This is a genomic window from Blautia caccae, assembly GCF_040095955.1.
In the GTDB taxonomy this organism is placed as follows: domain Bacteria; phylum Bacillota; class Clostridia; order Lachnospirales; family Lachnospiraceae; genus Blautia; species Blautia celeris.
Window position 1 is genome coordinate 129,079 of record NZ_JBBMFP010000004.1, and the last position, 12,462, is coordinate 141,540.

Annotated in this window: 9 protein-coding genes; all 9 read right to left on the bottom strand. The window is 49.6% G+C overall.

The features are described 5' to 3' along the window. Positions 1-7: 7 nt before the first annotated feature. Positions 8-742, bottom strand: a complete 735-nt coding sequence (locus WMO65_RS05765) for a response regulator transcription factor (protein WP_033141943.1) — start codon at positions 740-742, stop codon at positions 8-10. Positions 743-920: 178 nt separating this feature from the next. Beyond that, complete coding sequence (locus tag WMO65_RS05770) at positions 921-1,778, bottom strand: carbohydrate ABC transporter permease (RefSeq protein WP_033141942.1); 858 nt, start codon at positions 1,776-1,778, stop codon at positions 921-923. 16 nt (positions 1,779-1,794) lie between these two features. Beyond that, complete coding sequence (locus tag WMO65_RS05775; RefSeq protein ID WP_033141941.1) at positions 1,795-2,688, bottom strand: carbohydrate ABC transporter permease; 894 nt, start codon at positions 2,686-2,688, stop codon at positions 1,795-1,797. 159 nt (positions 2,689-2,847) lie between these two features. Next, on the bottom strand, positions 2,848-4,203 hold the full coding sequence (locus tag WMO65_RS05780; RefSeq protein ID WP_033141940.1) for an ABC transporter substrate-binding protein: 1,356 nt from the start codon (positions 4,201-4,203) through the stop codon (positions 2,848-2,850). Between the two features lie 109 nt (positions 4,204-4,312). Further along, the gene (locus tag WMO65_RS05785; protein ID WP_225305353.1) at positions 4,313-6,121 is read right to left on the bottom strand and encodes a sensor histidine kinase; all 1,809 of its coding nucleotides are present in this window, start codon (positions 6,119-6,121) and stop codon (positions 4,313-4,315) included. An 88-nt stretch (positions 6,122-6,209) separates the two neighbouring features. Next, positions 6,210-7,643 carry a phosphoglucomutase/phosphomannomutase family protein gene (locus tag WMO65_RS05790; protein ID WP_103731299.1) on the bottom strand — a complete coding sequence of 478 codons (1,434 nt, stop codon included), beginning with the start codon at positions 7,641-7,643 and terminating at the stop codon, positions 6,210-6,212. Positions 7,644-7,676: 33 nt separating this feature from the next. Beyond that, positions 7,677-10,067: a glycoside hydrolase family 94 protein gene (locus WMO65_RS05795; protein WP_148392309.1), complete on the bottom strand. Its 2,391-nt coding sequence runs from the start codon at positions 10,065-10,067 to the stop codon at positions 7,677-7,679. Positions 10,068-10,297: 230 nt separating this feature from the next. Further along, on the bottom strand, positions 10,298-11,200 hold the full coding sequence (locus WMO65_RS05800; RefSeq protein WP_256157738.1) for a patatin-like phospholipase family protein: 903 nt from the start codon (positions 11,198-11,200) through the stop codon (positions 10,298-10,300). Further along, on the bottom strand, positions 11,169-12,443 hold the full coding sequence (locus WMO65_RS05805; RefSeq protein WP_148392308.1) for a ferritin family protein: 1,275 nt from the start codon (positions 12,441-12,443) through the stop codon (positions 11,169-11,171). The genes WMO65_RS05800 and WMO65_RS05805 overlap by 32 nt, the downstream gene beginning before the upstream one ends. Positions 12,444-12,462: the final 19 nt, after the last annotated feature.

Genomic DNA, 12,462 nt, shown 5'->3' on the forward strand with positions numbered 1-12,462 from the left:
AAACGGACTATATCTTATTTCTGTACTCGTTGGCTGAAATCCCCTCTATCTTCTTAAAGACCCTGGAGAAATGCGCCATATCCAGAAATCCCACTTCCTCCGCCACATCCCCGATACGCAGGGACGGGTCCTTTAAAAGCTCCTTGGCCTTGTCGATCCGGATGGAATTGAGGATCTCCGAAAAGCTCTTTTCCAGATGCTTGTTCAAAAGCTTGCTCAGATGCCACTGGCTCACAAAAGTATTCTCCGCCACTTCACTTAAAGAAATCTTTTTATTATAGTTTTCCTGTATATAGGCCAGGGCATTCTTCACAATAAAACTTCCGGCAGTATTTTCAGATTCATCCTCCTCGCCGGTGATATTGCGCTTTTTCAGGTTTTCCGCCATGACCTGCACAGCTTCCTCTATCTCATCCATGTTGGAGGGCTTTAACAGAAACCGCGTCACACCCAGACGGATTGCCTGCTGCGCATAGTCAAAATCCCGGTACCCTGTCAGAATGGAAATCTGCATCTCCGGAAATTCCACCCTGAGAGCCGCAATCATTTTCAGCCCGTCCATGCCCGGCATGGAAATGTCGGATATTACAATATTGGGCTGCTCTTTCCTTATGACTTCCAGGCCTTCCTGTCCGTTGCCTGCTGTGGCTGCGATCTTACAGCCGTATTTTTCCCACGGTACCACTTTGGAAAGGCCCTCTGCAATAATTGGTTCGTCATCTACGATCACTACTTTATACATATGTACCCCCGGCTCCTGTTTTAGTTTATCACAAATTTTCTGTTCTTCTTTCAAATTTGCCTTAAATTTATGTAAAATATATTCACTTTTTATTATTATAAAACATTAACGAAAAAAAGGAAAGTATTTGGCCGGTTTTCCACCAAATACTTTCCTTATAGCTTTTATGATTCAGGCATCATCCTTTTACAGCTCCCGCTGTCATACCCTTGATGATGTACTTCTGCAGACATACATACACAACCAGAAGCGGTACGATGATCAGTGTCACTACTGCTGCCATAAGGCCATAGTCTGTTCCTTCTCTGGAAGAGATCTCCATGAGCAGTCGTGTGATCGCCCACTGGTCTTTGAAACGAAGGAAGAAGGTCTGGGAGAACAGGTCATTGTAGCTCCACAGGAAACTGAAGATACCGACAGTTGCAAACGATGGTTTCGTAAGCGGTACCACGATCTTGAAGAAGATCTGCATGGGATTGCAGCCTTCCAGGTACGCCGACTCTTCCAGCTCAATGGGAAGACTCCTGATATACCCTGTGAGCACCACCATGGCAAAGGCCAGGTTTCCGGCTATCTGCGGCAGTATCAGCGATATGAGCGAGAGGGAAACCTTATCGGTATTTACGATTCCCCAGGAAAACTCCATACGGAATACCGGGATGATGGTTGCGAATACCGGGAACATCATAGCTGCCACAACCAGTGTGTTCAGCAGTTTCTTGGTTTTCAGGTTATAGCGGACCAGTGCGTAGGAGGCCATTCCTGCCAGGAGGATAACCACAAGGGCCACACAGCAGGAAACGATGATACTGTTTTTATATGCGGTGAAGATGTTCAGCCTGTCAAATGCTGTCTTGTAGTTATCCATACTGAACAAATCCCCGATGGGAAGTGCAAAGGAATTTGCTATTATTTTCTTTTTGTCCTTGAATGAGTTTAAGATAACCCACAAAATCGGATAAATTGTTGTAAGTGCCCAGAATATCAGGATGAGATATACGACGCACATTCCTGGTGAAAATTTACGCTTTTTCATTTTTTATATCTCCCTTCTAATAATCTTTCTCTTTGAAAATGACATTTACAACCTTGGATAGTATGATGCCGAGAACAACAATTACGATTGCAATGGTGGAACTGTAGTCCGCGTCACTTGCCACGAACGCGTAGTAGTACATATACGTGCCGGTGAGCCATGTCTTGCCGTAGGGCATGCCGTTGGGGAACATCATCCATGGCAGGTCGAAGACCTTCAGTGCTCCTGTCACAGCCAGCACACAGCAGGTGCAGATGACATTGTGGAGAAGCGGGATGGAGATGAAACGTACTCTCTGGAACCTTGTGGCTCCGTCAATGGATGCTGATTCATACAGTTCATCCGATATATTGTTAAGTCCGGTCAGCAGTATGATGAAATAGAATCCCACATACTGCCAGGTGACCGGTATCATCATGGTCATTATGGCGTGGGCCTCGTCCTTCCAGTCTGTCAGGTTCGTCATGCCCAGGAACTCCAGAAGCTGGTTGATCATACCTTTGTCATACAGGAAGATCAGGTTGAACAGAAGTCCTAATGCGGTTGCGGAGATAACGATCGGGAAGAAGTAAACGATTCGGAAGAACTTCGCTCCTCTTTTAATATTATCTACCAGAAGTGCTATGATAATTGCGATTCCCACCTGCCCTACGATGGTTACGATAATCATGATAAGCGTGTTTTTCAGGGCAATTCTCATGTTCGGGTCTGTGAACAGACGTGTGTAGTTTTTGTAAACCGGGTCATTGAACCCTTTGGCCGGAGTTGCCAGTCCTTTGATTTTCATGAAACTGTTGAAGATGTTCTGGATAAATGGGTAGTACAGATACAGAATCAGGAACAGGAATGCAGGCAGCAGGAAAAAAATGGCCGGCTTCTTATTCTTATAAATATTTGATGTGTTATTCATAGATTTCGCCTCCCAGACTTTCAAGCGAACACCTGCGTCCATTTGAAAGTTACTTCACTTGCTTTTCTTTAAGAAGGACCGGAGGATTTTTTCCTCTCCGGTCCTTGAAAAAATACAGTTTTTACGTTACAAATACTTCATCTGCGGATACAGATATGATCATTCTTCCATTGCATCAATAACCTGCTGGATCGCGTCATTGATTTCCATCTGACCTTCTACGATCTGCGGCATATTTGTGAAGATAGGAGCTCTCTGATCTTCGGTGCACAGATCCTGGCATGCGCCTGATGTAGCGGTTACGGATTTCAGCATGGTGAGGGCGTCTTTTTCCAGAGAGTTCAGTTTGCTCTCATCAATCTGGGCGCCGTCTTTTAAGGATGTTGTGGCTGTTCCTGCAAAATCGGAAACGGTTTCTGTGTTGATGAAATATTCCACTAAATCTACAGCTGCCTTCTGTTTTTCCGGATCATCCCAGGCTTTTTTGGAGATGTACCATCCTGATGACAGACCGCTGATGATATCTGTTGTCTTTCTCTCGTTCTGTCCCGGTACAAAGGTAACGGTGAAGTTATCAATGTTTTCAGCGTTGTCTCTGATACCGCCCATCTTCCAGGATCCGTCTACATAAAATGCTGCTTTGTCCTGTAAGAATCCCTGGAATGCCTCGTCAGCTTCGCAGGTGTTGGTATTTTCTGTGAAGAAGCCTTTTTCATAGACATCTTTGATGTCAGCGATGCCTTCTGCCCAGGCTTTGCCCACTTTGTCATCTACTTTTTCCGGTACTGCCACGTGTGTTGCCGGTGTGTCATGGTTGAAGATAGAATACTCAAACCAGTAGTGCGGCTCTTTGATCAGAGAAGCGGCAATCGGTGTATAACCTGCGTCCTTGATCTTCTGGCAGGTCTCCATGAACTGTTCCCATGTGGTATCCGGTCCCGGAATCTCAACACCTGCGTCCTCACAGACTTTCTTGTTCACGTACATGCCTTCCCAGTATCCGTAGAAAGGAACCGCATATTTTACACCGTCTACCGGGGATGCCGGGATCAGGTCATCATTCATATTTGACGCATAGTCCGGGTATTTTTCACGAATCTCATCAATGGAAACTACCTTGTCAGCCTCTACGAAGGGGTTGGAATCATTGCCGTTGAAGTAGAACATAACATCCGGTTCTGCACCTGTCTCAAAGTCTGTGATCACACGGGCTTTCATGGCTTCATCTGCAGATGCGGAGGAATCATTGATCTTGTTTCCTGTCTCTTTCTGCCAGTTCTCAATGGTTTCCTGATATTTATCCACATTACTCTCGGTTCCTGCAAAAGTTGTGGTCACATTCAATGTAACTTTGCCTTCCGCACTGCCTTCGTCACTGTCATCCGATGTATCCGCGGTATCTTCTTTCTTGGTATCGTCACCAGCGTCCGCTGCTTTACTGTCGCCGCCGCAGCCTGCCAGCATGGTTCCTGCCATTGCTCCAACGAGTAAAACTGCTACAACTTTCTTCTTCATAACTAACTTACCTCCCTGTTTGCTTTGTTTTGCTTTGTTTTTCTTGATGACATTATAATACCGCAAATATTGTAAAAAGCGAATAACTGAGGCTGTGATTTTTTGCTTTTTATTGTGCTCTTAGACCAACAAAAATGGTCAAGCGGGCACAAATCCGGTCATCTTTTTCCTGGAAAATGGCCAGTCCGCAGGGTTCCCCGTACAAAATACCCAGTCTCTGGTTCACATTTGCTATGCCCAGATTGCCGGAGGATTCCTTGCTGGTGTCGTAGTCAGGCGCAAGCAGCCTGTCCACCTTTGCCCTCTCCTGCTCGTTCATCACACCGTTGTTCTCGGTCTCCAGATAGAGGTAGTCCCCCTTTTTGTAGCTTCTCAGTACCACTGTGCCGCTGCCGCTTCGGATAACGCCGTGTTCTATGGCGTTCTCGATCACGGGCTGCAGGATCAGCCTGGGCACCTTCTCATTCAGGGTGTCCTCCGCGATCTCCACCTCCACAGTGAGCTTGCTTCCCAGCCTCTCTTTCATTATATGAAGATAGGCCTCCACATATTGCAGCTCCTCCTTCAGAGGCACCACATGGCGGCGTTTCCTGTCCATGGCAGCGTTCATGAGCACAGATAGGGATTCTATCATCTTGGATATCTTCATATTACCGGAGAGACGGGCCTCCCAGTTGATGATCTCCAGTGTGTTGTTCATAAAGTGGGGGTTGATGTGGGACTGCAGGGCCATGATCCTGGCATCCTTGAGCGCCATCTCCTCCTGGTAAATATGGTCAAACTGGTATTTCAGCCGGCTTGACATCTGGTTAAAGGACTCTGTCAGGTAGACGAACTCCCTGCTTCCCGCCTCGAAGGTGATCTGATAGCCCAGATTGCCCTCCTGGATCTCCCTCGCCCCCTCCATAAGCTGTTCTGTGGGTTGCAGGATATGCCGCCGTACCATGAGGATCAGGAACACCACCAAAGGCACCAGCAGCACAATCATCACGCCCAGAATACGAAGGTACGCGTACATGGAATCCATGACCACCATCTTAGGTATCCGCACAAGGGTATCCAGACTGTAGCTGTTCTCCTTCACCAGATTCCTGATATACAGATAGCCCCCGTCCCAGGTGCTTCCCTTAGGATATTCCTCAGGGTGAAGTCCTTCTGTCTTCGTCTGTTCTTTCCCCTGGCTGAACTCCAGATTCAATTCATTTAAATAGATACTCATATCAAAGTCTTCCAGGAAATGCCGCATGCCCTCAAAGCAGTAGGCAATATTCATACGCATGACAAGTACACCCACAGGCTCAAAAGAACGGTTTACCAGGTTACGGATCATGTAGACCCTGCCGTCACACTCCAGAAAACCGATGTTTGTATCAAGGGTCTCGGCATATTTTTTCACTGTCTCATGGTCTTCCTTCCAATAGGTGTCAATCTGATGATAGGACCCGCCGGCGCTTGCATTGTACACCTCGCCGTTCAGCTTTTCCGGATCATCCAGATACCAGAATACGGTGCTGGAAAAGCTTTTATCCTTGGTATACTTGGTGTTCAGATATCCGCGCACCCTGCCGCTGAGCCAGTAATCTTTATAATGATTGTTCATAAAAGCCTCGTATACGGAGCGCAGTTCCCCCTCATAGGAGGCGTCTCTGGAGTCCTCTATGGCCTGGTTCAGCCGCTCCACGCTTGTCTGCATATTAAAGTTCACCTGGTCCGTCATATTATCCACCCGGTCACCTAACTGGTTGGACAGGATATAATGGACCATCATCCCCACCATGAGCACAAATGGTATCATCCAGCAGCCAAGAGCAATGGCGATCACTCTCCACTGGATGGAAAATTTCTTCTTTTCTTTCATCTCGTTTCCCCTCTCCTGCATTCTGCGGTTCCCGTCCCGGCACCGCTCTTTCTCTATCATACCATGTACTATCCTTTTGCGCAGAAAAAATTAGAGGGTATGCTGCAAAATTTTAACATCCTGCAGCATACCCTCATCCTTTATCCGATCAATTTTTCAGTTCCAGGAATTCCTCGAAAATCTCGCACATGCGGACAGCCTGGTAAGCCTCAGGCATCTCACAGAAAATGCGCAGAAGAGGCTCTGTGCCGGAGAATCTGGCAATGATCCAGCCTCCGTTTTTAAAGTAGATCTTACAGCCGTCCATGTAGGAAACCTTTTCCACCGGTTCGTCAATATCGGGAAGGGCCTTATCCACCATGAGGGTCCTCTGGATCTCCTCTTTTCTTTCAGGCGTGAACTTGTAGTCCCTCTCCTCCATATAGATACTTCCGTACTCCTCCTCAATGTCCCTGGCGATCTGGGATATCTTCTTTCCTGTCACTGCGATCATTTCCACCAGCAGCATGGCAGCATATACGCCGTCCTTGCCGTTGATGTGTCCTTTTACGGTCAGGCCGCCTGAAGACTCCCCGCCGATAATGGCGTCTGTCTCCTCCATCTTGGAAGAGATATACTTAAAGCCAACGGGAACCTCATAGCATTTCTGCCCGAAGCTCTCTGCCACACGGTCCAGCATGTGGGTGGTTGCCACGTTGCGGACGACCGGGCCGCTCCAGCCTTTATATTTTACCAGATAATAATACAGCAGCACTAAGATATCATTGGGGTGCAGGAATTTTCCCGTATCATCAATGACGCCGATACGGTCCGCATCCCCGTCGGTGGCCACACCGATGTCACAGCCTCTGTCCAGCACATAGTTCTGCAGGGAGCGCAGGGTCTGGGCATTGGGTGCCGGCAGCTTGCCGCCGAACAGCGTGTCATGGCGCTCATGGATGATCTCCAGCTCGCAGCGGGTGATGGAGAGCAAGGTCTTCAGAGAAGTCTGGCTCACACCATACATGGGGTCAAGAGCCACACGGAGTCCTTTGTTCTTGATGGCCTCCACATCCACAGCGGCAATGATATTGTCCAGATATTCATTGAGAGGGTTAAATTCCACCACTTTCCCCTCAGCCACTGCCTGCTCATAGGGAATGGCGGCGATGGGAGTTCCTGCGGCGATCTCCTCCTCCACTTTTGCGATATACTCCTCAATCTCTGCGGTCTGCACTTCATTGGCATCCCTTCCGCCTCTTGTGAAGACCTTGATGCCGTTATAGATCGCCGGATTATGGCTGGCTGTCACCATCATGCCGTATGGCAGGTTGTGTGCCATCACATAATACATGATAAGTGGTGTGGGTGAGGACCTGTTGATGAACCAGGCGCGGATTCCCTCCGCTGCCAGCACCTCACAGGACCACATAACTGCCTCTTTTGCCAGGAAACGCCTGTCATATCCGATGCAGATGTCCTCCTTCTCCACGCCCTCTGCCTTCATTTTCATGGCAAGGGCCTTTGTCAGCTTCTGGATATTCTCCTTCGTGAAGCCGTCACCTATAATTGCTCTCCAACCGCCTGTTCCAAATTTGATCATTGCTGTTCTCTCCTTCCTGTACGAACCCACAAGTTATCCCATAACAATTTTTACTGTATTTTCACTGCCTGCTTCGCAGACCGGTATCTTATCCACTTTTTCCTTGTTGAGCCAGATTTCCTTCACGCCTTTTTCCACATGGTCCGGGTTTTCCACTGTGATATCAAAGGACGCACCGCGAAATACCCTGTGCGCGGAAAATCCGTCCCAGTCACCCGGAATACAGGGATCGATCTCCAGTCCGTCCATCAGCGGACGGATGCCCAGCATATATCTGGTGGCTGCAAAGTAAGCCCAGCCGCCGCTGCCTGTCATGAAGGGATGGCGTGCCCTGCCGTAGGCTGTGTGGTCCCTGCCCATGATGAACTGGCAGTAGGAATAAGGCTCTGCCTGGCGCACCTCTATCATGTCATTCTGATAGTACGGACACAGGGCGTTGTAGAACTCCATGGCACGGCTGCCTCTGCCCAGCATACATTCCGCTGCCCATGCCCATGGGTTGGGATGACTGAACACAGAACCGTTTTCTTTCAGGCCCGGGTACACCCTGGTCACAAAACCGATATCATCATCCGGCACCGTATAGGAGGGGCCGTTGAGCATGATGCCGTAAGGAGTGAAGAGGTTCTCATAGACAGCATCCATGGCCTTTGTTCCCTTTTCTTTGGGCGCCGCGCCGGAGAGCACTGCCCAGGCATTGGATTCCAGATGTACTCTTCCCTCTTTGTCCTTCTGTGTTCCGATCTTTCGGCCGTTTTTCGTGATGCCGCGGATATACCACTCTCCGTCCCACAGCTCCTGGTCACAGACTTTTTTCACATTTTCAGCCATTGACCTGTATTTCTCCACATCCTCTTTCTCGCCCAGATAAGAAGCCATTTCAAGAAAGCTCTGTATCGCCCAGTAGTGCAGGAAGGATACCATGGCACTCTCACCGCCGCCTAAGTTCAGGCAGTCGTTCCAGTCCGCGCGCAGACCCTTGCACACGCCGTCAGCTCCCACCTGTCTGGCGGAAAAGTCCAGAATTCGTTTCATATGGTCATAGACTGTGCCCTCGCCTTTGTCCGCATAAGGCACCACCTGTTTCAGCAGTTCAAATTCCCCTGTCTCTTTTACATACTCCACAATGGAGCTGACCAGCCACAGGGCATCGTCTGAGCAGGTGTCCTCCAGACCGTGGATCATCTGGTCCTTACTGGGTGTGGGCACGACTGTGGGGGACTTAAAGGGCTTCACTTCCGTATCCGGGTCAAACCATTCCGGCTGGAACAGATGCAGGCCGTATCCCTCCGACACCTGGCCCCTTAAAAGCTCTATGATCCTCTGGCGGCATTTTGCCGGATTGGAATGCGGTACTGTCATGGCATCCTGGGCAGTGTCCCGATAGCCCAGTCCTGTCCGTCCGCCCACTTCGATGAAGGAGGCAAACCTGGAGAACATCACATTGATCTCCGCCTGATAGAGGGTCCAGGTATTGATAAGCGTGTTCATGCCTTCATTTGGAGTCCGGATCTGCAGTTTGTCGAACTTGCTCTCCCAGTAGTTTTTCAGTTCCTCATAGGCTGCGTCCACATTGGCAAAACTGCTGTATTTTTCTCTGTAGGGATAAGCGGCTTTTCTGTTTCCCTCGCCCAGCATGAACACCAGGCGCACTTCCTCACCGGGAGCCAGTGTAAGCTTTTTCTGCAGGGCTCCGCAATGGTTGTTGCCCTTCTCAAAACCGCCGCCAAGAACACCCTTTTCCACCCCGATGGGATTGGTCTCCGTGCGGTAAGAGCCGATGAACTCATCCCGCAGACACTCAAATCCGTCCGGCCGGAAACTGGCTGTAAACCACTGGAATCCAAACTCTTCATAGAAAAGGTCGTGTTCAATGATGCCGTCCTCGCAGGAGGAGGCAGCCGCGTACATACTCATCTGAAAGTTCTTATTGTCCATCTCGATCTGATGGAAGGAAAATTCCAGATAGGAATACACGCTGAGGCTTCTGGTACGTCCGCTGTCGTTTTTGATCTTCACATCCCACAGCTCCACCGGGTCCTCTTTGGGGATGCACATTTTCTGAGACGCTTTGATGCCGCTGTAATCGCATTCATAGACCGTATAGGACATACCGTGGCGGCAGGTGTATTTTGCCTGATCCAGCGGTTTTCCCACCGGCTGCCAGGATACGCTCCAGTAATCTCCGTCCTCATCATCCCGGATATACACATAATGGCCCGGGCGGTCCATGGGAACTGCGTTGGCCCGAAAGCGGGTTATGCGGTGGTACTCCGGTGATTTATAGAAAATATATCCGCCTGCGGTATGGTTCAAAACCGCACACATGTCTTTTACTCCCAGGTAATTGGTCCAGGATGTAGGCAGATCTACCCTGTCAATCACATACTCTCTTTTCTCATTGTCAAAATGTCCGTATTTCATGTTACGAAACCCTCCTGAATCTCCTATTAAGAACTTTGCTGCAGATACCCGCTGTAATGGCTCTGCGCCTTCCCAAACGAAAGGGGCCCGCACCGGCAGACCCCTTTTCGTCTTCCTGGCTCTATTATAGAAAACTTTCCGTTTCAGTAACATAGTTCAGGATGTTAATATTTGTTTTTTCTTGTTACATAAACCTGTCCGGCAGCTTCCTTAAGAGCGTCAAACAGGCTCTAACCTTCCAGGTATTTTTTCAGCGCCTCTGCTCTCTGTGCGGCTGTCTCGTATCCCTGGCGGTAAAGTGCCTCCAGTTTTTCCCCGTCCTTTTCTATACGCCCGATTTCCACAGGCCTGGGAGGCTGGATCAGGAAAACCCTGCCCTCTTTTTCTTCCCGGTACAGATAATCCAGGGTCTCGTTGTAATCCAGATGTCTGTTTTCCATACGCTCTACAAGCTTTGGAAACTGTCTGCCGTAGCGGATGCGCAGAAGAGGCATCATCTGGTTCTTCTTTTTCCGGTATTCCCTGCCGCGGGTGAGAATCACCACATTTTTCTCATTTCCCAGGCTCTCGGATTTTCGGATGGGAATGGAATCTGTGATGCCTCCGTCCAGGTAGGGTTTCTTCCGGATCCACAGGGTTCTGGACATAAGAGGAAGGGAGCTGGATGCGCGGATATAACAGATCTCACGGCGCAGGTCCCTGATCTGCTTATACTCTGCCTGCCCGGTCTCACAGTTTGTCACCACAGCGTAAAATCCGGCAGGGTTGGCGTCAAAAGTCTCATAATCATAGGGGTCCAGCTCTTCCGGAATGGTCTTATACAGCATCTCGGCCCCAAAATAATCACCTGTTTTGATAAAACTGCCTATTCCGCAGTATCTGGGGTCATCCAGATATCCGGTGATCGTCCGGTATCCCCTTCTGTGCTGCTTGGAAAGATAGCTGCAGGCCAGGCAGGAACCTGCGGAAACGCCAATACAAGTGTCAAACTGTATGTCCTGTTCCAGAAAATAATCCAGCACGCCTGCGGTAAACACACCGCGCATGCCGCCTCCCTCCAAAACAAGACCTGTTCTTGCAATGCTCTGTGTCATAATTCTGTCATCCCTCTTCCGTCTCTTCTTTACTTTCATATACTAAAAATTCCCCGGCCGGCGCCCCGCAGACCGGACAGCGCTCCGGGCGGCTCTCCATCAGGCATCCGCAGACCGGGCACACATAAAATACGGTTTTTTCAAATCCGTCACAGTCTGCAGCCTCCCGAAGAAGCCTTGCATGGGCTTTCTCCGCGGAAGCGGCATCCCGGTAAGCCTGCCTGGTCAGCAGGAGATCATGCTCCTGGGCGTAGTCCGCAACCATGGGGTACAGCCGTTCGTACTCGAATTCCTCTCCCGGCACATAGGTGTCCACGGATTCATGAAAGGCCTTCGGCTTGTCTAAAATGGCGTAAAAGCTCTTGGCATGCCGGTATTCCGACTCTGCCAGGGCGCGGAACAGATTGGCGATCCTGCCGTATCCTCTCTTATCCGCGCGTTCCGCAAATGTCTGATATCTGAGAAACGCATACAGTTCTCCCTTTACCGTCTCCTCAAGCTGACTCCTGGTGATTTTATCCTCCCGCTCCCTCTGGTAAGGGGCATCCCCCAGATTTTCAAACCTGTGGCAGAGCCTGCCGTTCTCCCGGGCAAAGCGGACAATGTGATGCTCCACATCCGCTGCCTTGATATTCTCGGATACGTCCTCAATAATGGCACCGCCTCCCCCTGTACAGACAAAGGGGATGTTATCCACTTCGTCCTCAAAGCAGGAGTGGACATGGCCGCACACAAAATATTTGATCTTCTCTTTATAGGGTAAATACACTGCCCGCAGGCGTTCAAACTCCTCCTGGGAGACTGAATTTCCCGTAAAATGGTTTGGAATAGGTATGTGGAACGCGATCACCACATTTTTGCATTCCTCCATGGCAAGTACCTGTCCCAGAAGCGCAAGCCCTGCATCGGAGAATTTCCGGAAGGCATTATCCACCACCACAATGGTGAAGGTCTCTGCAAGGACCGCGTAATCGTGCAGGCCGAAGAAAGCTTCATAGTCTCCTGTATCGTGGTTTCCCCGGAGCACAAATACATCTTTTTCGGCTACGGATTCCGTGAGGGTACACACATTTTTATAGTGCCGTTCATCCCCTACGGGAACCATATCGCCCGCAATGAGAATCATATCCTCCTTCGCTGCCTTCTCCAGCGCGCCTGCGTACGTCTTCATCATAACAGTGCCCAGCCCTTCGCATCCCGGGTCTCCGATCACTGCAAATGACGTACAGCCGGGGCGGCGGACGATGGGTTCTATAATTTTCTGAATATTACGTTTCTTCATGATAATACCTCCTCAATGG

Bases quoted from the DNA above. Each gene is read 5' to 3' on its own strand.
- WMO65_RS05765 (WP_033141943.1), bottom strand. From the start codon at position 742: ATGTATAAAGTAGTGATCGTAGATGACGAACCAATTATTGCAGAGGGC.
- WMO65_RS05770 (WP_033141942.1), bottom strand. From the start codon at position 1,778: ATGAAAAAGCGTAAATTTTCACCAGGAATGTGCGTCGTATATCTCATC.
- WMO65_RS05775 (WP_033141941.1), bottom strand. From the start codon at position 2,688: ATGAATAACACATCAAATATTTATAAGAATAAGAAGCCGGCCATTTTT.
- WMO65_RS05780 (WP_033141940.1), bottom strand. From the start codon at position 4,203: ATGAAGAAGAAAGTTGTAGCAGTTTTACTCGTTGGAGCAATGGCAGGA.
- WMO65_RS05785 (WP_225305353.1), bottom strand. From the start codon at position 6,121: ATGATAGAGAAAGAGCGGTGCCGGGACGGGAACCGCAGAATGCAGGAG.
- WMO65_RS05790 (WP_103731299.1), bottom strand. From the start codon at position 7,643: ATGATCAAATTTGGAACAGGCGGTTGGAGAGCAATTATAGGTGACGGC.
- WMO65_RS05795 (WP_148392309.1), bottom strand. From the start codon at position 10,067: ATGAAATACGGACATTTTGACAATGAGAAAAGAGAGTATGTGATTGAC.
- WMO65_RS05800 (WP_256157738.1), bottom strand. From the start codon at position 11,200: ATGAAAGTAAAGAAGAGACGGAAGAGGGATGACAGAATTATGACACAG.
- WMO65_RS05805 (WP_148392308.1), bottom strand. From the start codon at position 12,443: ATGAAGAAACGTAATATTCAGAAAATTATAGAACCCATCGTCCGCCGC.